This is a genomic window from Roseburia sp. AF42-8, from assembly GCF_003435965.1.
GTDB classification, from domain to species: domain Bacteria; phylum Bacillota; class Clostridia; order Lachnospirales; family Lachnospiraceae; genus Roseburia_C; species Roseburia_C amylophila.
Window position 1 is genome coordinate 1 of sequence record NZ_QTVB01000010.1, and the last position, 24,902, is coordinate 24,902.

Annotated in this window: 22 protein-coding genes and 2 pseudogenes; 2 read left to right on the forward strand and 22 right to left on the reverse strand. The window is 42.5% G+C overall.

Going from position 1 to position 24,902, the window contains the following annotated elements:
* The 13 genes and pseudogenes from DW059_RS06005 to truA form a co-directional block, all read right to left on the reverse strand.
* A pseudogene (locus DW059_RS06005) lies at positions 1–359 on the reverse strand (hypothetical protein); the annotation flags it as partial.
* The gene (locus DW059_RS06010; RefSeq protein ID WP_158552057.1) at positions 287–1,030 is read right to left on the reverse strand and encodes a CPBP family intramembrane glutamic endopeptidase; all 744 of its coding nucleotides are present in this window, start codon (positions 1,028–1,030) and stop codon (positions 287–289) included. The gene DW059_RS06010 and the pseudogene DW059_RS06005, both read right to left, overlap by 73 nt.
* Entirely contained in the window at positions 1,017–2,480 is a 1,464-nt protein-coding gene (gene folK, locus DW059_RS17100; protein WP_330408301.1) for a 2-amino-4-hydroxy-6-hydroxymethyldihydropteridine diphosphokinase, read from the reverse strand. Before folK ends, DW059_RS06010 begins: the two co-directional genes overlap by 14 nt.
* A complete protein-coding gene (gene folP / locus DW059_RS06020) occupies positions 2,473–3,291 on the reverse strand; it encodes a dihydropteroate synthase (RefSeq protein ID WP_117698165.1) in 819 nt (272 codons plus the stop codon). The genes folK and folP overlap by 8 nt, the downstream gene beginning before the upstream one ends.
* Positions 3,292–3,357: 66 nt before the next feature.
* Positions 3,358–3,864 (reverse strand): HD domain-containing protein, encoded by a 507-nt coding sequence (locus DW059_RS06025; RefSeq protein ID WP_117698166.1) that lies wholly within the window; start codon positions 3,862–3,864, stop codon positions 3,358–3,360.
* 13 nt (positions 3,865–3,877) lie between these two features.
* Positions 3,878–4,431, reverse strand: a pseudogene (gene folE / locus DW059_RS06030) (GTP cyclohydrolase I FolE).
* Entirely contained in the window at positions 4,421–5,743 is a 1,323-nt protein-coding gene (locus tag DW059_RS06035; protein WP_117698167.1) for a bifunctional folylpolyglutamate synthase/dihydrofolate synthase, read from the reverse strand. The pseudogene folE and the gene DW059_RS06035 overlap by 11 nt, the downstream one beginning before the upstream one ends.
* A 1-nt stretch (position 5,744) precedes the next feature.
* Positions 5,745–7,982, reverse strand: coding sequence for a DNA gyrase/topoisomerase IV subunit A (locus DW059_RS06040; protein ID WP_117698168.1), 2,238 nt, complete (start codon positions 7,980–7,982; stop codon positions 5,745–5,747).
* Between the two features lie 95 nt (positions 7,983–8,077).
* The gene (locus DW059_RS06045; RefSeq protein WP_117698169.1) at positions 8,078–10,000 is read right to left on the reverse strand and encodes a DNA gyrase/topoisomerase IV subunit B; all 1,923 of its coding nucleotides are present in this window, start codon (positions 9,998–10,000) and stop codon (positions 8,078–8,080) included.
* 478 nt (positions 10,001–10,478) lie between these two features.
* Positions 10,479–11,561 carry a DUF1002 domain-containing protein gene (locus DW059_RS06050; RefSeq protein WP_117698170.1) on the reverse strand — a complete coding sequence of 361 codons (1,083 nt, stop codon included), beginning with the start codon at positions 11,559–11,561 and terminating at the stop codon, positions 10,479–10,481.
* Positions 11,562–11,575: 14 nt separating this feature from the next.
* On the reverse strand, positions 11,576–12,514 hold the full coding sequence (locus DW059_RS06055; RefSeq protein WP_117698171.1) for an alpha/beta fold hydrolase: 939 nt from the start codon (positions 12,512–12,514) through the stop codon (positions 11,576–11,578).
* Between the two features lie 165 nt (positions 12,515–12,679).
* Positions 12,680–14,440 carry a single-stranded-DNA-specific exonuclease RecJ gene (recJ, locus tag DW059_RS06060; RefSeq protein ID WP_117698172.1) on the reverse strand — a complete coding sequence of 587 codons (1,761 nt, stop codon included), beginning with the start codon at positions 14,438–14,440 and terminating at the stop codon, positions 12,680–12,682.
* Positions 14,441–14,459: 19 nt separating this feature from the next.
* Entirely contained in the window at positions 14,460–15,200 is a 741-nt protein-coding gene (truA, locus tag DW059_RS06065) for a tRNA pseudouridine(38-40) synthase TruA (RefSeq protein ID WP_117698173.1), read from the reverse strand.
* An 89-nt stretch (positions 15,201–15,289) separates the two neighbouring features.
* Between truA and DW059_RS06070 the strand changes: the two genes are divergently transcribed.
* Positions 15,290–16,552, forward strand: coding sequence for a peptidoglycan-binding protein (locus DW059_RS06070; protein WP_117698174.1), 1,263 nt, complete (start codon positions 15,290–15,292; stop codon positions 16,550–16,552).
* Between the two features lie 111 nt (positions 16,553–16,663).
* On the forward strand, positions 16,664–17,170 hold the full coding sequence (locus DW059_RS06075; RefSeq protein WP_117698175.1) for a flavin reductase: 507 nt from the start codon (positions 16,664–16,666) through the stop codon (positions 17,168–17,170).
* Between the two features lie 175 nt (positions 17,171–17,345).
* On the opposite strand, the gene DW059_RS06080 is transcribed toward DW059_RS06075, so the two are convergent.
* From DW059_RS06080 to nifS, 9 genes are all read right to left on the reverse strand, one after another.
* Entirely contained in the window at positions 17,346–18,002 is a 657-nt protein-coding gene (locus DW059_RS06080; protein ID WP_117698176.1) for a FadR/GntR family transcriptional regulator, read from the reverse strand.
* A gap of 46 nt (positions 18,003–18,048) precedes the next feature.
* Positions 18,049–18,741: an LrgB family protein gene (locus tag DW059_RS06085; protein WP_117698177.1), complete on the reverse strand. Its 693-nt coding sequence runs from the start codon at positions 18,739–18,741 to the stop codon at positions 18,049–18,051.
* Positions 18,734–19,099: a CidA/LrgA family protein gene (locus tag DW059_RS06090; RefSeq protein WP_117698178.1), complete on the reverse strand. Its 366-nt coding sequence runs from the start codon at positions 19,097–19,099 to the stop codon at positions 18,734–18,736. Before DW059_RS06090 ends, DW059_RS06085 begins: the two co-directional genes overlap by 8 nt.
* 83 nt (positions 19,100–19,182) lie before the next feature.
* Positions 19,183–20,013 carry a delta-lactam-biosynthetic de-N-acetylase gene (pdaA, locus tag DW059_RS06095; RefSeq protein ID WP_117698179.1) on the reverse strand — a complete coding sequence of 277 codons (831 nt, stop codon included), beginning with the start codon at positions 20,011–20,013 and terminating at the stop codon, positions 19,183–19,185.
* Positions 20,014–20,093: 80 nt separating this feature from the next.
* The gene (locus DW059_RS06100) at positions 20,094–21,401 is read right to left on the reverse strand and encodes an O-acetylhomoserine aminocarboxypropyltransferase/cysteine synthase family protein (RefSeq protein WP_022242480.1); all 1,308 of its coding nucleotides are present in this window, start codon (positions 21,399–21,401) and stop codon (positions 20,094–20,096) included.
* A 74-nt stretch (positions 21,402–21,475) separates the two neighbouring features.
* On the reverse strand, positions 21,476–22,408 hold the full coding sequence (gene cysK / locus DW059_RS06105) for a cysteine synthase A (protein WP_117698180.1): 933 nt from the start codon (positions 22,406–22,408) through the stop codon (positions 21,476–21,478).
* Positions 22,409–22,562: 154 nt separating this feature from the next.
* On the reverse strand, positions 22,563–22,997 hold the full coding sequence (locus DW059_RS06110; RefSeq protein ID WP_117698181.1) for an RrF2 family transcriptional regulator: 435 nt from the start codon (positions 22,995–22,997) through the stop codon (positions 22,563–22,565).
* Between the two features lie 78 nt (positions 22,998–23,075).
* Positions 23,076–23,513, reverse strand: coding sequence for a Fe-S cluster assembly scaffold protein NifU (gene nifU, locus DW059_RS06115; protein ID WP_022242477.1), 438 nt, complete (start codon positions 23,511–23,513; stop codon positions 23,076–23,078).
* Positions 23,514–23,537: 24 nt separating this feature from the next.
* Positions 23,538–24,716 (reverse strand): cysteine desulfurase NifS, encoded by a 1,179-nt coding sequence (nifS, locus tag DW059_RS06120; protein WP_117698182.1) that lies wholly within the window; start codon positions 24,714–24,716, stop codon positions 23,538–23,540.
* Positions 24,717–24,902: the final 186 nt, after the last annotated feature.

The following is a 24,902-nucleotide window of genomic DNA, read 5'->3' on the forward strand; positions in this document are numbered from 1 at the left end:
TCTGTAGTAACCAATTGCTGTCCTAATTGCAAAAAATCAATGGATACACAACCATTAAAAGTATCTCCATTATAATTAATAATTTCTAACTGATATGACACATAATCCTTAATATTTGAATGTTTCAATATTTTTGATACTGCATATTCCACTGCACCCTCATACCCTAAGGAATCTGCTTTATACCATTTACCACCCATGCCAAACTCTAATCGTTTTCCTTTTAACGAATATCCAGTACCTGTGGATCCTACCATATTATTAAACACATACATAATTTTTACCTTTACTTCTCTTTTCCGCCATGGAAAGCCAGCACCAATAACACCACAATCAGCACGCTCTCCACCACGGTGCATATGACGCTTCCCGTCATGGATGCATCCATGAAATGAAACAGCTTTGTCTCGCTTCGAAGTACCGATACCAGATTCGTTACCATATGGGCTGCCATGGCTGCGCCAAGCCCTTCCTGTTCCATGATGACTGCCAGCAAGAGTCCTACCGCTGTGGCATATAGGAACTGCACCAGATTAAAATGCATGGCTCCAAATATTACTGCCGATAATACAACTGCCGCCTTCACTCCCAAAAACGCTTTCAAACGCTGGTAAACGATGCCACGGTAAAGAAGTTCCTCTAAGAACGGAATTATGATACAGGTTCCAAGGATTTCTAATGCCAGAGTACTGCCGTAAAAAGCAGCACTTACTTCCTGATAGCTCTGTGATGTTTCTTTTAAGCCGGTATATCCGATAAGATTATTTAACACTACGCCAAATAAGCCTGCGGCTGCTGCAAATAAAATGGTTCGTGGCAGATTTGCCATTTTCCCGCCATCTTCTTTCCGATAGAAAGCATAGATAAAGGGAAATGCTATCACCGTTGCAATAATCTGATAAATCATATAATTTTCATTGGTCATTGTATGCATGAGATTTAACACAAACATCACAACATTTGTTACTACAAAATAAATACCGATGGGATAAATCACTTCCCAGATGCGAAGTAGCTTATAATCTTTCAATATATTCTGCCGCCTCCTCAATACTGTCACAGATTGCGTTTGCTCCAGCCTCCTGCAACTCTTCTTTCGTTCCGAATCCATAAGTGATACCGATGCAGTCCATATGTGCTTCTTTGGCTCCTGACACATCAAATCTGGTATCTCCAATCAATACTGCTTCGGTGGTATCATAAATATGCATACGCTTTATCGTTTCCTGCAGCACCTCATATTTGCTGTCTATTCTGCCATCCATTGTGGCTCCCACCACTTCATCAAAATAGGAGAGGATGTGGAAATGCTCCAAAATACGCCGGCAGGATTCTTCCGGCTTGCTGGATGCCAGTCCGATACGATAGCCTTTTCGCTTGAGAGATTTCAAAGCATCCTCAACACCATCAAAAAGGCTGCATTCAAAGATACCGGTTGGATGATAGCGTTCCCGGTACTTGGCTACTGCCGCTACTGCGGTCTCTTCATCCATGCCATAATGTTCCATAAAAGTATTTTTAAGTGGCGGTCCGATAAAGAATTCAAGCTTATCTGCATCCGGTTCGTCAATACCATATGCCTTTAGGGCATACTGGGCACACTTTGTTATTCCTTCCTTGGAATTGGTAATGGTTCCATCCAAATCAAATAAAACAATGTCTTTTCTGCCCTTCAGTTCCTGTTTCATCTGAAGCACCGTCTTTTTTAACACCGGATGCCAGAGATATGGTGCGATTTCACACAGCGGTTCTAACACAAACAGGCGGTTTGCCATATCAATATGCGGAATCGTAAGTTCCGGGGTAGATATCACTTCATCATCATAAAATAAAATATCAAGGTCTATCGTTCTTGAGCCCCAGCGCATCTTACGCTCCCGGTTGCCATGAGCTTCTATGGCATGAAGCTTCTCCAATAATTCTTCCGGTGTATACAGGGTTCGAAGTTCCAGACATCCATTGAAAAATGCGCCCTCCGCCACGCCGCCGTATGGTTCTGTCTCAAGAATATCGGATATACGACCTACCTTACAGTCTTCTAAGTTCCGCAGTTCTTCAACGGCATCTTCAATATATTTTCTCCGGTCGCCCATATTGGAACCAAAGGCAAGATATACCTTATGCCAGCCCCGTTCTATTTCCACTGCCACATCTGATAAAGGCAGTCCCACCGGTGCCCATGGTTTATGTATGGAAAATTTTAATTTCTGAATCAACGGAAAATGCAATAACACTGCCCGTGCTGTCTGCTCTGCTGCAGCTTCAATCAGCTTATAGGTATGTGTCGTCAGAAATTCTGTTACAAAATGGCTGACTTCTCCATAATTTACCGATTCTGTCAAATCATCCGAATATCCTGCTTTTCTGGTTGGTAAATAAAGTTCCATATTGATTAGAAACTTCTGTCCAAGCTTTGTCTCCTCCGGAAACACTCCATGATTTGCAAATAGTTCAAGATTTTCTATGATAATCTTATCCATGTAATCCTCCATCCCTGATTGCTTCTGCCATCTTAATTGCCTCTGCATTGGCACGCACATTGTGTACGCGGACAAATCCGCAATGTGCCCATACGGCATAAGCACTGGTTACTGCTGTGGCTGTATCACGTTCCTTTGCCGGAACATCCAGCGTCAGACCGATTACCGACTTCCGGGATGTGCCAAGCAGCACCGGATAGCCCAGTTCATTCAGTTCTCCCACGCATCGGATAGCTTCTAAATTATTCTCATAAGTCTTGCCAAATCCTACACCCGGGTCTGTCATGATGCCATCTTCACGAATCCCCGCTTCCTTTGCAAGACGTAATGTTTCCCGTAAATCATTTTTCATATCTTCCATAAAGTTCTTATAATCTGCTTCCTTGCGGTTGTGCATCAGACAGCATGCGGCATCATATTTTGCAATCACGCCAGCCATTTTATCATCTGCTTTCAGTCCCCAGATGTCATTTAAAAGATGTGCTCCTGCCGCAAGGTTAGCCTCTGCCACCTTACTTTTATAGGTATCTACGGAAACCGGCACATCAAAACGGCTTACAATTGCTTCTACCACCGGAACAGTACGCCCAATTTCTTCTTCATCAGAAATCTTTGTATAACCCGGTCTTGTGGATTCTCCACCCACATCGATGATATCTGCCCCCTGTGCCATCATTTCTTCTACATGCTTTAATGCAAGGTCTAACTGGTTATAACTTCCCCCATCCGAAAAAGAATCCGGTGTTACATTTAAGATTCCCATTACATAAGTATGATTTGCTGTGTCAAATGTCCGATTGCCTATTCTCATTTTTCTTCTCCTTTTATGCTGTCTGTAGAACCTGCTACCAACAGCTTCTTGCGGATGCCTGGCAGCTTAAAACCAGGTCTCCGGTTTATTTTTCTCTTCTTCACTCCACTTGCAGCTGTCTGCTGCTTCACAGGCAAAGCACATACGGGATGCCTTATCCGCCCATTTCATAAGCTGTGTAAATGCTGTCTGCCATAATTTCTCCCCGTGCAGCTCACTGCAGGTCTCCCTGCGGTGAGCCAGAATTGCCTGGCAGATGATAGCTCCTTTTTCCTTCGGATAGCCTATAGTCGCAAAAATCTCTCCTGCAAATTCGGCAGATGCCGCTGCATGAGAGATTCCCTGTTCATATTCTTTCATACGACCGATATCATGAAGCAGGGCATAAAGATATATCATCTCTTCATCCAAACCAAGCTGCTCCTTTAAATTGCGAATCTGTGCCAGCCGTGCCACATCCATAAAATGTTCCATATTATGTCTGCAATAGATTCTGTCCGCTTCCAGACGGGCAATTTTCTTTACGTTTTCCCGGTATTGCTCCTGATGCAAAAGTCTTACTACATATTCCATTTCATCACCATATCTAACGCACCATCTGGAAAAATTTATTTACCAGACGCTCATCCTCATTAAAGATTCCACGGGTCACATAAGTAACCGTCCTGCTGCCCGGCTTCTTAATACCACGCATCGTCATACACATATGCTCTGCTTCCATCATAACCATGACACCCTTCGGCTTTAACTGCTCCATCAGTGCATCTGCACCTGTGCCGTAAGCTGCTCCTGAATCTGAAGCCGTCTTGCATAGATTTCCACGGTTCTTGCCAGCTTGCTGATGCCGACTACTTCTCCATTTGGAATATAAGCAACGTGGGCTTTTCCATAAAATGGAAGCATATGATGCTCACAGGTAGAATAAAAAGTAATATCCTTTTCTACTACCATCTCATTGTTGCTGGCATGAAATCTTTTCTTTAAAGGCTCTGCGGCATCCATGTCCATTCCGCCAAAGATTTCTTCATACATCCGTGCAATACGATCCGGAGTCTCAAGTAAGCCCTCCCGGTTCACATCTTCGCCAATGCCTTCTAATATCAGCCGTACTCCTGCTTCCACTTTCTCTTTATCTATCATTCTTCTGTCCTTCCCGATACTGTATGACAGCCTGCTTTGCCTCTGCAAGATATGACAAGGAGCCAAATATCAGCACCACATCTTCTCTCGAGCTCTCAGCAATTGCATGTCTTACCGCATCTTCAATCAAAGGTTCTGTTATTACTGTTTGATAGCCTGCTGCCTTCGCTTCCTCCGCCAGCTTCTCTGCCGGAAGTGCCCTGCCATTATGCGGCGTTACCGCATATACAGTTTCCGAATAAGGACGCATTATCTTTAAAATCTTCTCATGTGCCTTATCAGCAAGCACCCCTATTATATAGGTTATCTTACGATTTGTAAAACAGTTTTCCAGCGTTTTTGCAAGTTGCAGTGCTGCGCCCTCATTATGGGCACCATCCAGAATGCATAATGGTTCCTCTAAAACACGTTCAAAACGCCCATTCCAGCAGACCTTCTGAAAGCCATTTTGTATCACCGATAAGGTAAGCTGCGGAAATGTTTTCTCTTTCAATACTTCTATTACTTTAAGCGCACAGGCTGCATTGGCTGCCTGATAGGCTCCGGTCAGCGGAAGCTTTATCTTCCACTGTGAATTATCTTCTCTTACATAATCAAACTGCATTCCATTCATATCATACAAAAGATTTCTTATGGCATCCTTCCTCGGCTGGTACAGCTGTGCTTTAAGCCGCTCTGCCTCCTTGACAAGAACCTCTGTCACAGCATCTTCCTGCCAGGCAGATACCACCGGGCAGTTCTCTTTTATGATTCCAGCCTTTGCAGATGCAATCTCTGATAACGTATTTCCCAGGAACTGCATATGATCCATGCTGATAGAAGTAATGACACTGCAAATGGGATGGGTAATCAGATTGGTTGCATCCTCTCTTCCCCCCATGCCGGTTTCCAATAACACCACATCACAGGCTTCTTCTTTAAAATATAAAAACGCTGCTGCAGTCTCTACCTCAAAGGACGTCGGATGCGGAAGTCCTTTTTCTGTCAGTGTAAGACAGGCTGTCTTTACTTTTTCCATCAAGGCAGCGTATGCTTCTTCGGAAACTGCTTTTCCGTTTATCTGCCAGATTTCCCGATAGGAAAAGACTGCCGGCGAGCTGTATCTTCCCACTTTTAATCCTGCTTCTGAAAGCACCGCCTGAAGCATTGCACCCACAGAACCTTTTCCATTAGTTCCTGCAATATGAATGATGGTAAGTTCTTCCTGCACATCCCCCAGTTCTTTCATCAGTGCACGGATACTGTCCAGTCCTAATATACTGCCATATTTTTTTGTTTCTTCTACAAATGCAAGTGCCTGCTGATATGTCAATTTATTTCTTTACTCCTTTGGTTGCACGGTTTCCAATATGAAGCCGGTTCAATGCAATTTCTTTATCTTTTACCATGACCACCGGCGGTTCTTCCTCACCCAGTGCATAGATGTTGGTCAGTTCATCCCCTGCTGCAAGCTTCATTCCGCAGACTCCGATTGCCCCCTTCTTCTTCTCAGGAATCGTATCTGCTGCGATCCTAAGGAACATGTCCTTTGCCGACTGCATAACAATAGTCATATTTTCTTCTACCGGTGCTACGAATATAACTGCATCATCATCTGCAAGCTTCGTGGCAGCTGTGGTACGTTTTGCTACGTCAAATTCTTTTCCATCCACCTGTTTTAACATGGCTGTCTTCGTTCCAAATAAAAGCTTCTGCGTACACAGTGCTGCCAGATCTGTGATATAAATCAACTGCTCTTTAGAGCTGTCATAATTACTTACATTATCAATCGGCTGTCCCTTGTCACGGAATTTTCCAAACGGCAAATCGACTACCTTCAGCAGATGCATCTGTCCGGTATTGGTAAAGATGCAGATTTTTCCGGTATTCATACAATGAAGTACATAACGGTTCTCGCTGTCTGCTGCTTCTTTATTACGCTCATAAGCCGCCACATCAATGGTTTTCGCATAGCCAAAACGATCCATCAAGAAGACTACTTCCATCTCTTCCATCTTCTTTTCTTCATAAACGGCAGCTTCCACATTGTCGATATGGGTACGGCGTTTTCTGGAATAGTTTTTCTTAAGACCATCCAATTCCTTCATAATTACCTTCGCCATTGTACTGCGGTTGGTAAGAATATCTTCGTATTCTGCGATATTCTTTAATGTGGTATTATGCTCATCCATCAATGCTTCCACTTCCAGACCAATCAGCTTATAGAGGCGCATCTCTAAAATTGCTGTTGCCTGACGTTCTGTAAAGTTTAACTTCGAAGCTTTCTTTTCGGATTCTTTCGTTTTGAATTTAATATTTTCGGTCACACCGTTCATCAGACAGTTTTTCGCATCCTTGATATTACGGCTTCCTCTTAAGATTTCAATAATTAAATCAATGACATCGCAGGCACGGATTAAGCCTTCCTGAATCTCTTTCTTATCCAGTTCTTTTGCCAGTAATGTCTTATATTTTCTGGTAGCAAGCTCATACTGGAACTTTACATGGTGGCGGATAATCGGAACCAGTCCCAGAGTCTCCGGTCTTCCGTCTGCTACTGCCAGCATATTGACACCAAAAGTATCTTCTAATTTTGTCTTCTTATAAAGGAGATTGCAAAGATTCTGTGCATCTGCTCCTTTTCGAAGTTCGATAACAATGCGGATTCCCTCCTTGGATGACTGATTGGAAATATCCACAATATCATTTGTCTTCTTGGTCTCAACCAGACTGTAGACATCATTTAAGAATTTTCCAATATTGGCTCCAATCATGGTGTATGGAATTTCCGTAATAATCAGGCGCTCTTTTCCGCCTTTTACTGCTTCAATTTCTACTTTTCCACGAACCTTAATCTTACCGATTCCAGTCTCATAAATGGAAAGCAGTTCATCCTGGTTGGTCACAATTCCACCGGTCGGGAAATCCGGTCCCTTGATGTATTTCATCATTTCTTCTGTTGTAATATCCGGATTCTTCATATATGCTTTGACACCATCAATGACTTCGCCAAAATTATGCGGTGGAATGCTGGTTGCCATACCAACGGCAATACCCTCTGCTCCGTTTACCAAAAGGTTCGGCACCTTTACCGGAAGTACTTCCGGTTCTTTTTCTGTCTCGTCAAAGTTTGGCACAAAATCTACTACATCTTTATCCAGATCCGCAAGGTATGCTTCCTGGGTAATCTTCTGCAGGCGAGCCTCGGTATATCGCATCGCCGCCGCTCCATCTCCCTCGATGGAACCAAAGTTACCATGGCCATCTACCAGTGGCAGGCCTTTCTTAAATTCCTGAGCCATTACCACCAGTGCATCATAAATGGAGCTGTCACCGTGCGGATGATATTTACCCATGGTATCTCCCACGATACGGGCACATTTACGGTAAGGTTTATCATAACGGATGCCAAGTTCGTGCATATCATAAAGTGTTCTTCGCTGTACCGGCTTCAGACCATCTCTGACATCCGGCAATGCTCTTGCGATAATAACGCTCATGGCATAATCGATATAAGATTTCTGCATTACTTCCGAATACTCGGTGCGGATAATCTGTTCTTTCGTTTCCATAATCTATCCAATTCCTTCCTGATTTTCTGCTTCTATCATTTCCCATACATCCATAAAAATATGCTGTCAGCAATTCCTTACGGATTCATAGAAATTTATATGTCAAGTTCTGCATCCTTTGCATTATCATAGATGAATTTACGACGCGGCGGTACATCCGTTCCCATCAGCATCTCTGTTACATCCGATGCCATTCTGGCATCTTCGATTTCTACCTGTTTTAACATTCTTGTTTCCGGATTTAAGGTTGTCTCCCATAGCTGGTTTGCATCCATCTCTCCAAGACCTTTGTAACGCTGCAGGGTAAAAGAACCTTTATGTGTTTTACGATAACGTGCCAGTGCTGCATCATCATAAAGATATTCTTCTTCCCCTTTGCTTGGCATCGCCTTATATAATGGCGGCATCGCAATATAGACATGTCCTTCGTAAATCAGTTCCGGCATAAACCGGTAAAACAAAGTCAGAAGCAGCGTTGAAATATGTGCTCCATCCACATCTGCATCTGCCATGATAATTATCTTATCATAACGAAGCTTGCTGATATCAAAGTCATTTCCATATCCTTCGGAAAATCCGCAGCCAAATGCATAAATCATAGTTTTTATCTCTGCATTAGCCAATACTTTATCAATACTTGCTTTCTCTACATTTAATATCTTTCCACGAATCGGAAGAATTGCCTGGAACATTCGGTTTCTTGCAGTCTTTGCAGAACCACCCGCAGAATCTCCCTCTACGATGAAAATCTCGCATTTGGATGCATCACGGCTCTCACAGTTTGCCAGTTTGCCATTGGAATCAAAAGAAAATTTCTGCTTGGTCAGAAGATTCGTTTTGGCTTTCTCTTCTGTCTTACGAATCTTGGCAGCCTTCTCGGCACAGCTGATAATTGCCTTTAAAGTATCCAGGTTACGGTCAAAGTACATCTGAATTTCATCATTGGTTACTTTTCCGGTGGCTCTTGCCGCATCCTGGTTATCAAGCTTGGTTTTCGTCTGCCCCTCAAATCTTGGGTCCGGATGTTTCACAGAAATAACGGCAGTCATTCCATTTCTTACATCTGTTCCGGTAAAGTTTGCATCCTTTTCTTTTAAGATGCCAAGCTCTCTTGCATAGGAATTAATCACCTGGGTAAAGGTTGTCTTAAAACCGGTCAGATGGGTTCCGCCCTCTGCATTGTAAATATTATTACAGAAGCCCAGCACATTCTCATGGAATTCTGTTGTATACTGGAATGCCACTTCAACAGAAATGCCCTCAGATTCTCCTTTATAATAAATGACATCATGGAGACATTCATTATTCTGATTCATCTCTTTTACAAATCCAATGATTCCATCCGGCTCATGATATTCAATATGTTCTACTTCTTCCCCACGTCTATCTTCATAAATAATAGTTAAAGCAGGATTTAAATATGCAGTCTCATGGAGACGGCTCTTTACTTCATCCTCTTTAAATCTTGTCTTTTCAAAGATTTCCGGATCCGGCAGGAAATTAATCTTTGTTCCGGTCTTTTTCGTCTTTCCAATTGTCGGCAGCAGTCCGTTTACCAGCTCTACCGTTGGCACGCCACGCTCATAGCGGTCATGATGCACATAACCATCTCTGCTTATCTCTACATCCATATAAGTAGAAAGTGCATTTACAACAGAGGAACCTACTCCATGAAGACCACCGCTGGTCTTATATGCTGCATTATCAAATTTTCCGCCGGCATGCAGAGTAGAAAATACCACACGGGCTGCCGATACGCCCTTCTTATGCATTCCCACCGGAATTCCCCGTCCGTTATCTTCTACGGTACAGGAGCCATCTGCCTCTAATGTAACACGGATGGTATCACATACACCGGCAAGATGCTCATCTACCGAGTTATCCACGATTTCATATATTAAATGGTTCAATCCTTTTCTTGAGACACTTCCAATATACATTCCCGGTCTCTTTCGGACAGCTTCCAGTCCTTCCAGTACGGAAATACTGCTCGCATCATATGTTTCCTGTTTCGCCATTGTTCCAATCCTTTCTTTCTAAAGACTGCTTCAAAAGAAGCCCTGCGGCTAGTATAACACATGGAGATTTTTTTGGCAAACATGTGTTTTCTATTTTGTTTGATCAGGAAGGAAATGGGCTTCTCATATATTTTATTTGGCAAATTGGTCAAAAGCATATCTATTTGTTCCACTGTATGCAAATAAGATGTTCTAAATGTACCTGATTAAATATAGAAATATCACGCAACCGTCCTAAACGAGCCATCCGGGCTCTTTAGGACTCATTCTGACATCCATGTCAGAATGTTGCTGTATCATGGCAGGTACATTAAGAACTTCTAATTTGCTTCCAAAGTCACAAATAGATATGTTTTTGTACAATTTTGCCATATCCAAAATTTGATTTCTCCATTTGGCACCTGATCTTTCAAAAAAACAACTACCGGGCGAACCGGTAGTTGTCTGAAATCTCTTTTATAAAATTGTCCTGTCTTATTTAATTGAACAGATTCTTAAAGAAATCTGCAATAGAGGAAAACAGGTTGGAGAAAAAGCTTCCTATCTTATCAAAGATGCCGTCTGCACCAAGGTTTTCAATCTTGTCATAAATGGATTTCGCCTGATTTACAAGGCTGTCTACATCAAGATCCAGATTGCCAATCTTCTTTAACAGGTCTAATAACTGCTCTTTCTGCTCTTCTGTCAGTGCAACATCAAATTTATCTGCTGCTTCATCAATGGCATCACGGATACTTGCATCATCCGTAAGATTGTTTTCTGCCATCTGCTGTTTTAAGTATGCAACCAGTCCTTCTACGGATTCTGCATCTGCACCAGTGCTGCTCTCTAACTGTCCGGTTAAAACCAGCTCATTTAATGCAGTATCTACATTTTCCTGTGGAAGTTCTTTTCCGGTAATCTCCTGGTATGCCTTAAACACACCTACCAGAGCTGCTGTTCCGGAAATATTCTGTGGTCCTGCAACAATTATGTCCGCATCTTCAATTCCGGCTGTTACCAGTGCATTCTTATACATACCAACTGTACAGTATGAAATATTCTTGGTGGAAATATTGATTCCATTTCCTTTATCTTTCTTTACGATTACTACAGAAGACCAGGATTTACTTCCAATCTGTGAAGATGGAATATATGCATCCAGATACTGGTGTTCTTCGGAATTGTTTACTGTAACTACATCATAATTATCAAGCTGTGCAGGATCAATGCCCATCAGACTTAATACTGTATTCTTCTGCTCCTCAGACAGATCAGCACCCAGTGCCAGATATGGTTTATCGCTTTCTTTGATCACGACATTGTCATCTGCCTTATCTTCTGCCGCTGCCGGATTATCTGCAGCTGCTCCACTTTCCGGAGTGCCGGCTGCTGCTCCATTATCTGTATTGGCTGCTGCATCGGAACCGTTGTTCTCTCCGCCTGCTGCAGTACCATTTTCCGATGATGTCTCTGTAGACAGTGTTCCTGTCACTTCTGCTGCGGATGCCTGAAATGGCACTCCAAGAAACAGCATACATGCCAATCCCATTCCCATTATTTTTTTGATATGTTTTTTCATTTTTTCCTCCTTTTTCAGGCAAGGTGAACATTCATCCATGCCAGAATATCATGATATACAACATCACGGTCTGTCTCATTTAAGATTTCGTGACGGTCGTTGTCATATAATTTCCAGGTAATATCCTCTTTGCCGGCTGCATCAAATTTATTATATACCTTCTTTACGCCGCTGCCGCAGCCGCCCACCGGATCCATTGCTCCCGATACAAAGAATAACGGAAGACTCTTTGGAACTGCTTCAATATTTTCCTGCTGGTTGTCAAAAAGAACTGCCTCAAACAGTCCCATATAAGCATTTACCGTAAATACAAACGTGCATTTCGGGTCTGCATAATAGGTTTTTACTATTTCTTCATCCTTGGTCAGCCAGCTATTGGAAGCATCTTTTCCTGTCAGGTCAAACTGATGATAGTATTTATCATAAGATAATTTCTGCAATAATTTACTTCTGTGGTGCCAGCCCAGAAAAGCTGCCTGCAGCTTTGCAATAAACATGGCAAGCTTTGTGGTATTGTCCGGAATACAGCCGGTTCCCATAATTATAGCACCGGTAAGCCCCTCTCCATGTATCGCCAGATATTTCCGAAGCATATAAGAACCCATGCTGTGTCCTAACATAAAATAAGGCACACCCGGATGCTCTTTCCGTGTTATCTCCCTGAGTGTATGCATATCGGCAACCACCGTATCGCTGGGATGCTCTGCAAAATATCCCCATTCATCCTTAGATACAACGGATTCACCGTGTCCGATATGGTCATGTCCTACCACCAGAAAACCATTGTCATTTAAAAATTCTGCAAAAGCCCGGTAGCGCTCAATATATTCCACCATACCATGTGTTATCTGTAAAACTGCACGATACTTTCCATCTTCCGGAGTCCATCGTACTGCATGAACTGTGGTTCGTCCATCTGCGGAAGGGAAAGAAAATACTTCCTCTTTCGTCATATAATATACCCCCTGTATGTTATAAATCCCTTATATTTTACAATGATTCTGCGTTTTTTACAACCGAAGTGCCCTGCAAAAACATAATACTCTATTAAATTTTTCTTAAGTCCCTAAAGTTTTACCTACAGAACACGCCTCTGAAAGTTTCTTGTGTATGCCGGACTACCGAAAACGCCGTATTATTGCCTGCACACTTTCTCTTCCACTGTAAGTGTCCACTGCCGGCTCATAAACAGCTGCAAACTGTATGCTGTTTTCTCTTCCATGCATAGCTGCATCCACTTCTTCACTGCCAAACTTTTCACTGAGAAATGTAAGTAATTTTTCCACTTCTCCAAAATAGACGCCTGCCACCGGATTCCCCCTTGAATCCAACAAATGAAGTTTTAACACATTCCGGTTTACGCCCACTATACCGGCTCTTGTAATCTTAATATTACGGTCTGCAAACACCGGTCTGGTATTGGACTTTCCGCAAGGCTCCAGCACCCTTAACTGCCGGATGGTATCTACCGTAAAATAGGACATCGGAAGCACCGCATCCAGCCTTACCACCTCTACCATATCTTCTTCGGAAAGTTCTGCCTTCTGGTTAAGCTGTTCCCGCAATTTATCAATATCTTCTTCCCGCATGGAAAGTCCTGCTGCCATAGGATGTCCGCCGTATTTTGTAAACAGCTCCGCCACTTCCGTCATTTTATCAAACATGGAATAGGCTTCGATGGAACGGCCGGAGCCTTTGACTCCTTCTTCCCCTTTGGTCAGTACAAATACCGGTCTCTGATAGGCTTCCCGGATTCGTCCGGCAATGATTCCGGCAAGGCTCTCATGGCATTCCGGCAGGTAAACCACTAATACTTTATCTTTTTCCCGTCCTTCCTTTTCAATCTGTTCCAACGCCTTCTGCGTCTCCTGCTGTGTCATATATTTCCGGCTTTCGTTAAGCTCCACCAGCTCGCCTGCCAGTGCAGAAGCCTTTACTTCATCCCGCTCAAGCAGCAGCTCCAGGGAACGTTTTGCTGTATCCAGCCTGCCGCTGGCATTGATGCATGGTCCCAATACAAAACCGATATGATACGCACTTAATGTCTTGTCGGAAAGCTTATTTTTCGCAATCAACGCTTTCATTCCGGAATTCTTCGTATGCTCTAACGCTTTTAACCCAAGCTTTACCAAAATGCGGTTCTCTCCGGTTAAATCCATGACATCCCCCACCGTTGCAAAGCCTGCATTTTCAATAAAAATATCCGCTTCTTCCACCGGAATATCCATTCTCTCATAAAGCACCTGCACCAGCTTCCATGCCACTACTGCTCCGCAGATTCCTTTGCATGGATACGGACAATCCGCCTGCTTGGGATTTACAATGGCATCCGCATTGCTCCATAGAAATTCCTTTCCCTGTTCTGTATTGCAATAAGGAATCTCATGATGGTCCGTTACTACAACCGTCATTCCTTTTTCCTTTGCAAAATTAATCTCGTTGATTGCAGCAATTCCATTGTCACAGGTAATCAAAAGTTCTTTTCCATCGGACAATGCCTGCTCGATTAAATGCTCATTGATTCCATAACCATCTTTCATCCGGTCCGGGATTGCAGCATCCACATTGCCGCCGCACCGGCGGATTCCCTCTAACAAAATATAGGTTGCATTGACACCATCAATATCATAATCACCAATGATACGCATGGCCTTTTTCCCTGCAATGCCCTCTGCAATAATTTCTGCAGCTTTATCCACATCCTTTAATAAATGAGGATTATGTAATGCCTCTTTTCCACCATACAAATATTCTGTAATTTCTTTTTCATCTATTATATCCCGGTTTCTTATAATCCGGGCAATCAGCGGGTCAATTCCATATTTCTTTGCCATTTCCATGAAATTGCCGCCTTTTCTGATTTCAATCCATTTCTCCATGAAGCTTTCTCTGCCTTATCTATTCATATTCCACATTTATGAGCACCAGTCCCTTTGCTGCTGCCATTGGTCCTGCCAGACTGCGGTTTCTGCCCTCTAATATTTCTTTCATCTCACGAACTTCCCGCTTTCCCGTTCCAACTTCTAACAGTGTTCCGGTAAGGATTCGCACCATGTTCTGTAAAAATCCATTTCCGGTAAAAGAAATGTCAAGTTCATCCTTTTTCTCTTCCAAGCGAATCTCATAAATCGTCCGTACTGCCGATTTTTTGAAATGACGGTTGCCGCAAAAAGAAGTAAAATCGTGGGTTCCAATCAGCACTTCCGCCGCTGCCTTCATTTTGTTAATATTCAGGTTTTCTGCCACCGGTGTTACATATTTTCTCCGGAATACATCCGGCTTCTCTCCTAAAAAAATGCGATAGCAATAAGTCTTTTTTACTGCGTTTAATCTGCTGTGAAACCGGAGTGGTACTTCGGATACCTCCAATACCACAATATCCTCCGGCAGATACTGGTTGCAGTACCTCTTTATCTCTTCCGGTTCATATGCACTCTGAAGTTTAAAATTTGCCACCTGTCCCATGGCATGCACGCCCGCATCCGTTCTTCCGGAGCCATGTATCTCTATTTCTTCTCCTGTCATTTTCTCCAATACCGACTGCAGCTTTCCCTGAATGGTCTGCTCCGTATTTCCCTGCACCTGCCATCCGCTGTATCTGCTGCCATCGTATTGCACTATCATTTTATAATTTGTCATGTTATTTCTCCATTCATTATGCAACAGTATAACACGTTTTTCTCCATTCCGGCATATACTTTATGGAATAAATATCATGAGGTTTCCATATGTCAAACCTTTCTTATATGCAAAAAACCACGGACATGGGGCAACTGCGGATTCATGTCACCACAGAGCGTGGCTTTTTCCCTATTAAAGATGCCTCCATCCGTCTTTCCTATACGGGAAATCCTACTGAAATCATTGAAGAACTATCAACTGACATTTCCGGTCAGACTGCAGCAGTTGAACTGCCGGCTCCCCCCTTAGAATATAGCATGGAACCTTCTGAATTCCAGCCTTACTCGGAATATACCATTCAGGTAAATGCGTCCGGCTACCGTCCCATCAACATTTCCGGAATCTCCGTTCTGCCGGATAAAACTTCCATCCAAAATGTCCGGATGGAAACTGCCACCGTGGAAAATCCCCCGGAACGAAATATTGTTATTACTGCCAACACTCTCTATGGGAATTTTCCGCCGAAAATCCCAGAGGATGAAATCAAGCCGATGAATGAAAGCGGCGAAATTGTCTTAAGCCGTGTTGTCATCCCGGAATATGTTATTGTCCATGACGGACCGCCAAGCGATTCTTCCGCCAACGACTACTATGTCCGCTACCGGGATTACATCAAAAATGTTGCCTCCAGCGAAATCTATGCTACCTGGCCGGATGCAGCTCTCCGTGCAAATATTTTAGCGATTATGTCCTTTACCCTGAACCGGGTGTATACGGAGTGGTACCGGAACAAAGGCTATGATTTTACCATTACTTCTTCCACCGCCTTTGACCACAAATTTGTCTACGGCAGAAACATCTTTTCCAACATTTCCAATATCGTCGATGAGATGTTTAACAGCTACCTTTCCCGTCCGAACGTCCGCCAGCCGATTCTGACACAGTACTGTGACGGGCAGCGGGTAAGCTGCCCGAACTGGATGACTCAGTGGGGGTCGAAATACTTAGCCGACCAGGGATATTCCACCATTGAGATTCTGCGCTACTATTACGGCAGCAGTATGTATATCAACACGGCGGATGAAATCAGTGGTGTACCTGCTTCCTGGCCGGGCAGCAACCTTGAGATTGGTTCTACCGGGGATAAGGTGCGGATGCTACAGGAGCAGCTGAACCGGATTGCACGTAACTATCCTGCGCTTCCGACTATTACCGTGGATGGCATTTATGGTCCTGCCACCAAAGCTGCCGTAGAAAAATTCCAGTCCATCTTTGGGCTTCCAGTTACCGGAATTGTGGATTTCCGTACCTGGTACCGTATTTCCGAAATTTATGTGGCAGTTTCCAGAATTGCAGAATTGTATCAATAAATTTCATAACTTAAACCTTTTCCGGAATTCTTTTTACCGCAAACCCATAGTAATTATAAAAATACAATGCTATACTAAATGCATATTACGAATTTACTGGAGGGAAAAATAATGCATACTTTTCAACCATATCCAATTGACCTTATGGAAATGAATCCGTTTACTAAAATCGGCAAAGAATGGATGTTAATCACCGCAGGTGATGAGAAAAAAGCAAATACAATGACTGCAAGCTGGGGCGGTGTTGGTGTCCTTTGGGGCAAAAATGTTGTCTACATCTTTGTAAGAGATACACGCTATACCAAAGAATTTATTGATAATGGTGAGACATTTTCACTGACCTTTTTAGATGAGTCCAATAAAGGAGCTTTAAAATATCTTGGAGCGGTTTCCGGACGTGATGAAAATAAAATTGAGAATGCACGAATGCATCTTGATTACTGCAAGGACACACCCTATATTGACGAAGGAAATCTGGTATTTATCTGCCGCAAATTATCTGCCACAAAGATGACTCCGGACCAGTTTATTGATTCTTCTATCGAAAGCAGCTGGTATGCCGATGGCAACCTTCACACCATGTATGTGGGTGAAATCTTAGAAATACTTGCCCGCTAAGCTACCCGCGTAACCATGGGAAACACGCTTTGCAGGTTTCCAGCAGTTATCGCGGTGCTCGCCAAATCTGCATGCAAGCATGCGATTTTTCTCGCTACTCGCGTAAAAAGCCCGGCAGTGGTTCTTTTCAGACTTATCTAAAAGGAACACTACCGGGCATTTTTTTACCATCATTTTACTTATGAATAATATCATAATGTGCCTGTACGGCAGCATCGATTTTTCTCTGGTCTCCCGTTTCGATTGCTTCTGCAATTTCTACATGAAGCTTCCACATTTTTTCAAATTTCTCGGCATCTGCATTTTCCCAGCCTTTTTTGATACTTTCCTTATAAATTTCAGAAAATACCTGCATAATCGTAATCATGAAGCGGTTGCCGGAACCTAATATTAATTTCTGATGAAACTCCCGGTCAATCTCATAACTTCTCTGCTGGTCAGCATTCTGCATAGATTCTGCCAGTGCTTTTAACTCCGCAATATCCTGTTTACCCATGTTTTTAGCCGCGAGAAGACCTATTGTGTATTCTAAAAGGCAGCGTGCCTCTGCAAGCTCATCCTTATCTACCTGCTGCAATAGCAGCATCATATTAATTACTTCTGAAAGGCTTTTTTCCATGTTGCAGCAAATATAATTGCCGGAGCCCTGCTGGCTTTCAATCAATCCGATATTCTCCATACTCTTTAATGCTTCCCGGATAGATGGACGTGACATACCAAGTGTTTCTGCCATTTCACGTTCTGTTGGCAGCTTGCTTCCTACCTGAAACTCCCCGCTCCGTATTCCATCTTTTACGAATGCCATTACTCTCTTATACTCTCTGTCCTTCATCTGAATCTCCTTTCATCCCTTGCAAAATTATTGTATCATAAATACATCAATAAAAATTAGCAAATACAGTTGCTGCTGCTACTGTCAGAAGTCCTGCTACTGCAATGGCAAGGCTGCTCATTGCTCCTTCTACTTCTCCCATTTCCATGGCCCGGGCGGTTCCGATTGCATGGGCGGAAGTACCGAGTGCCAGTCCTTTTGCCACCGGCTCTTCTATATGAAATACACGGCATACCACTTCTGCAATCATATTTCCCAAGACTCCGGTAATGATAATTACTGCCACCGTAATCGTTACGATTCCTCCAAGTTCTTCAGATACTCCCATTCCAATTGCTGTGGTAATGGATTTTGGCAGAAGGGTTACATATTCCTCATGATTCAGATGAAATATCACCGCAAAAAGAAGCACACTTCCCACACTTGCAATGACACCGGATATAATTCCTGCTACAATGGCACTTTTATGTTTTTTTAACAATTCCAGCTGCTCATACAACGGAACAGCAAGACATACCGTTGCCGGGGTTAAAAGATAGCTTAAATACTTTGCTCCTTCATAATAACTGTCATAGTCAATCTTGCCTACACTTAATACAACCATAACAAAAATAATAGAAATCAAAAGTGGATTAAACAGCGCCAGCTTTAATTTACGCTTTAACAGTGCTCCGATTTCATATCCAATGAGACTGATTACTACACCAAAGAAAAGGGTATCTCCTGCAAAATTATTCATTTTCTTCTTTCTCCCTTCCCTTTCGTATCACATTCTGTGTCACTCTTCCGGTCACGACCATAACAATAATCGTCGTAAGTACTGTAATGACAATCACCGGCACAATAGTCGGACGCAGAACGCTCCAGGAGTCCAGAAGTCCTACTGCTGCCGGAATAAACATCACCGGCATAATTTCAATTAAGAATATCGCAGTGTCCTTCACCTGTTCTATCTTAACGATACCCGTTACCAGAGCAAGCAGCATTAACACCAGTCCGTAAATGCTTGCAGGAACCGGTAATGGCAGCACCATATGCAGAATTTCTCCAGCAAAAGAAATTGCCAAAATTAAAAAAAACTGTCTAAAATACTTCATTTCTAAATCCTCCGATTGGTATTACCAATCAAAGAGTATAATACAAAAGAAGTAAAAAGACAAGTTTTATTTAAGAATTTTTTCTAAGAATTAGAACCAGCGATTAACTCATCCAGAGTACCAAAATGGTAGCCCATCTCTTCCCACTTTGTAATGAGTTCATCCAGGATTTCACCATTGGTCTTTGAAGTATTGTGTAGCAGCACTATAGCTCCCGGATGAATACGTCCGGTGAGTTTTTCAAAGGCCTCCTCTTTTGCCGGCTGATTATCCGGATCCCAGTCCACATAGGCAAGACTCCAGAAAAAAGTATAATAACCTAATTCTTTTGCCATTTTCAGATTTGACTCACTGTATTTTCCCTGCGGCGGCCGGTAAAATTTTACCATCTCCTTGTCTGTAATCTCTTCATAAAGTAACTTGACATCTTCAACTTCCTTTTGAAATGACGATACATCTGCAATTTCTGACATATCCGGATGATGATAAGTATGGTTTCCTACGGTATGACCTTCTTCCACCATTTTCCTTACCAGATCCGGACTGGTCTCTAAGAAATGCCCTACTACAAAGAAGGTTGCCTTTACATCATGCTTTTTCAATGCTTCCAGTATCTTCTCCGTATTTCCATTCTCATAGCCGCAGTCAAAGGTCAGGTAAATCACCTTATCATCGCCATTACCAATAAAATATGTATTATATTTCCGCAATTCTTCCGGTGTGGCATTTCCGGTTGGCTGTGTCCCCGATTCACCAAATCCAAGTCCCCAGTTCTCTGTTGTAGATGCCACTGCATTTACTCCCAGTAAGCCGCCATTCTGCCAGCTTTTTACCAGCACTGCGCTCCCACGGCCTGCACAAAATACCAATGCCAGCATTACCGCCACTGCCAGTATCCTTTTCCATTTTTTCATAAAAAAAGCCTCATATACTCTTTCTAAAGTATATGAGACTTCTTTTATCTCATGCTTTTCTTTTTAATTCTTTCTGGCATTTACTCTACTGCCTTGAATGCTTCCTCTAAGTCTTCAATAATATCGTCAATATTTTCTGTTCCGATAGAAAGGCGGATGGTATTCGGTTTGATTCCCTGCTCTTCTAATTCTTCTGCACTAAGCTGGGAATGCGTGGTTGATGCTGGATGAATCACCAGAGATTTTACATCTGCAACATTTGCCAGTAAGGAGAAGATTTCCAGATTGTCGATGAAATCTTTTGCCTTTCTGTCATCACCTTTGATTTCAAAGGTAAAAATAGAACCTCCACCGTTCGGGAAGTATTTCTTATATAATTCCTGCTGCTTTGGATCTGTACTTACTGCAGGATGATTTACACGCTCCACCTGTGGATGGTTATTTAAGAACTCTACTACCTTCAATGCATTCTGTACATGACGTTCTACTCTTAAGGATAACGTCTCTAATCCCTGTAAGAAGATAAATGCATGGAACGGAGATAAAGTTGCTCCTGTATCACGAAGTAAAATTGCACGAATCTTGGTTACAAATGCTGCCGGTCCTACTGCCTTGGTAAAACTGATGCCATGATAACTTGGGTTTGGCTCAGTTAAGGATGCAAATTTTCCACTTGCCTCCCAGTCAAATTTTCCGCTGTCTACAATAACTCCACCAATTGTTGTTCCGTGTCCACCAATGAATTTTGTTGCAGAATGTACCACGATGTCTGCGCCATACTCAATCGGACGAACCAGATAAGGTGTTGCAAAAGTGTTATCTACGACTAATGGAATCTTGTGTGCATGTGCTACTTTTGCGATGGCTTCAATATCAGCTACGTCTGAGTTAGGATTTCCTAATGTCTCAATATATAAAGCTTTTGTATTGTCTTTGATTGCTGCTTCAAATGCTTCCGGCTCCGGCTCAACGAAGGTTGTTGTAATGCCGTACTGTGGAAGTGTATGCTCCAACAGGTTATAAGAACCACCATAGATATTCTTTGCAGCTACAATATGGTCACCATTCTGTGCAAGATTTTCAATCGTATAAGTAATTGCTGCTGCTCCAGATGCTACTGCCAACGCTGCAACTCCACCCTCTAATGCTGCAATTCTCTTCTCAAATACATCTTCTGTCGGATTCGTAAGTCTTCCATAAATATTTCCTGCATCTGCAAGACCAAATCTTGCTTCCGCATGGTCGCTGTTGCGGAATACATAGGATGATGTCTGATAAATAGGGACTGCTCTTGCATCTGTCACCGGATCCGGATTTTCCTGTCCTACATGTAACTGTAAAGTTTCAAATTTTAAATTACGTTCTGCTCTGCTTTTCTTTGTGCTCATCTTCTTTTTCTCCGTTCTGTTATTTATTTCTGTCACTCTGATGTTACATCAGATTTTTTCTATTCTACTGCAAATTACTCTATAAATAAAGCTGTTGAATAATATCTGTCTCCATTGTCCGGTAATAAAGCTACAATTGTTTTTCCTTTATTTTCAGGTCTCTTTGCCAGTTCAATTGCTGCATAAGCTGCTGCTCCGGAAGAAATTCCTACTAATACGCCCTCTTTGTGTGCAATTTCTTTTGCCACACGGAAAGCATCTTCGTTCTCTACCGGAAATACCTCATCATATACTTTGGTGTTTAATACATCCGGTACGAATCCTGCACCGATACCCTGAATCTTATGTGCTCCACTCTTACCTTCGGATAATACCGGTGAAGATGCCGGCTCTACTGCTACAACTTTAACATCTGCTTTCTGCTCTTTTAAGTATTCACCAGTTCCTGTTACGGTTCCACCTGTACCAACTCCTGCTACGAAGATGTCTACTGCTCCGTCCGTATCTTTCCAGATTTCCGGTCCTGTTGTCTCTTTGTGTACTTTTGGATTTGCAGGGTTTACAAACTGTCCCGGGATAAAGCTGTTTGGAATCTCTTTTGCAAGTTCATCCGCTTTTGCAATTGCACCTTTCATTCCTTTGCTTGCTTCTGTCAGAACAATTTCTGCGCCGTAAGCCTTTAAGATGTTTCTACGTTCAACACTCATGGATTCCGGCATAGTAAGAATGATACGGTATCCCTTGGCTGCTGCGAGTGCTGCAAGACCAATTCCTGTATTTCCGGATGTCGGCTCGATAATAACAGAACCTTCTTTTAACTGTCCTTTTGCTTCTGCATCTTCAATCATTGCTTTTGCAATACGGTCCTTTACGCTTCCTGCCGGATTGAAATATTCGAGTTTGAAAAGTAATTTTGCTTCTAAGTTATATGCCTTTTCTAAATTAACTGCCTCGATTAATGGTGTATTTCCAATCAGTCCTAATGTTCCTTTATAAATGTTTGCCATGATGATAATCTCCTTTTCCCTAAATTCATATATTTCCTATCTGTTTGATATGGATTAAATATAATATAAAACGATGTGTACCAATTGTCAAGACTTTTTTCAAATAAATTATTTAAAATATTTTGTTTCATTGGTACACACCGACCTCGTCCATTTAAATGACATAATCGCTGCTGATATCCTGCTGCCATTCCATCAAATCCTCTAACGTATACTTGTCTACTACACTCTTAATCGCATCGTTTAATTCTTTCCAGATACGAAGTGTTACACATTCTGACTGACGCTCACAGGTGTTCACATCATCCTCAAGACACGATACCGGTGCAAGGCTTCCTTCTACCTGACGCAATATCATCCCTATTGTATATTCCTTCGGTGTCTTTGATAAACGATATCCTCCCTGTGGGCCTCTGATGCTCTTAACAAACCCTGCCCGTACCAGTGTAGAAATAATCTGTTCCAAGTATTTCATGGAAATATCCTGACGTTCCGCAACATCTTTAAGACGTACCGGTTCAACTTCATCATTCATTGCTATATCAAGAAGAAGTCGGACAGCATAACGTCCCTTTGTTGAAATCTTCATACTGTACCTCCATTTCTATTTGTCTATGGGTACAGTATATTCCTTTTTTCCTACTATGTCAATATGGATATGTTGTTTTTAATATTCTTCCTCTTCTTCACCCTCAGAGATGTCGTTCTTCGGCTTCTTTAAGCCTTCAATGACAATGCCATTCTTCTCAGCATAATCCCAAAGTGCAGCATGAATACCTTCTTCTGCCAGAAGGGAACAATGCACTTTAACCGGTGGAAGTCCGTCTAATGCTTCCATTACTGCTTTATTGGTTACAAGTAATGCTTCCTGTACGGTCTTTCCCTTTACCAGTTCTGTTGCCATACTGCTGGTTGCAACTGCAGCACCACAGCCAAAGGTCTTAAACTTACAGTCCTGAATCACACCATTATCATCAATATCAAGATAGATTCGCATGATATCACCGCATTTTGCATTTCCTACTGTTCCTACTCCGCTGGCATTTTCAATCTCCCCTACATTTCTCGGATTCTGAAAATGATCCATAACTTTTTCACTATACATAATCGTTACTCCTTTTCTTCTCTATTACTGCTGGTTCTTTACAAAATCTTCGTATAACGGTGACATGCTGCGTAAATGTGCAACAATCTCTTTGATTGCGTCTACCGTGGTGTCAATCTGCTCTTTGGTGGTATCTGCGCCTAAAGTCAGGCGGAGTGAGCCATGTGCAATCTCATGTGGCAGTCCAATTGCCAGCAATACATGAGACGGGTCTAAGGAACCGGAAGTACATGCTGAACCGGAGGATGCACAAATCCCCTTCATATCTAACATAATCAGCATGGATTCTCCCTCCACAAAACGGAAGCATGCATTGACATTATTGGCAAGACGATGCTCTCTGTCTCCATTGATTTTCACATATGGGATTTCCTTTTCAAAACGGGAAATCATATAATCTCTCAATTCTCTTTCTCTTGCAGTACGCTCTTCCATGGAAGCAAATGCCAACTCTGCAGCTTTACCGAAGCCTACGATTCCCGGTACATTTTCCGTTCCGGCTCTTCTCTTTCTCTCTTGTGCACCACCATGTACAAAGGAGCGGATTTTTACACCTTTTCTGATATAGAGGAAACCGATTCCCTTTGGTCCGTTTAATTTATGGCCACTGCTGCTTAACATATCAATATTCATTTCATCTACCTGGATTGGCTCCTGACCAAATGCCTGTACTGCATCAGTATGGAATAAAACTCCATGTGCCTTGGCAATTGAACCAATCTCTGCAATCGGCTCGATGGTACCGATTTCATTGTTGGCAAACATAATAGAAATCAGAATGGTATCCGGACGGATTGCAGCTTCTACATCTGCCGGATTGATACGTCCATTCTCATCCACATCAAGATAAGTTACCTCAAAGCCCTGTCTTTCCAACCATTCACAGGTATGAAGAATTGCATGATGCTCAATCTTACTGGTGATGATATGTTTTCCTTTTTCTTTATAAGCTTCTGCTGTTGCTTTCAGTGCCCAGTTATCAGATTCACTTCCACCTGCCGTAAAATATATTTCTTCCGGTTTCGCACCGATTCCTGCTGCAATAATATCTCTGGCCCTTGTTACTGCCTTACGGCTTTCCTCACCTAATGCATAAATGGTAGATGCATTTCCATAATACCGGGTAAAATAAGGAAGCATTGCCTCCACTACCCGCTCGTCCGTTCTTGTTGTTGCCGCATTGTCCAGATAGATTAATTCCATCGGTTTTCCTCCTTTATCAATTTGCTTTATCAGCTATTTTCGTCCTATTTCCAAGTAATTCAGTCGGAACTAAGAATAACACCTTAGGAATAGTATGTCAATCTTCTGTCCTGATTTATTCCTTTTGTACTTTTATTTATCCAAGAGGGTTAAAAGGGGAAAGGGCAGCTTTCGCTGCCCTTTCCA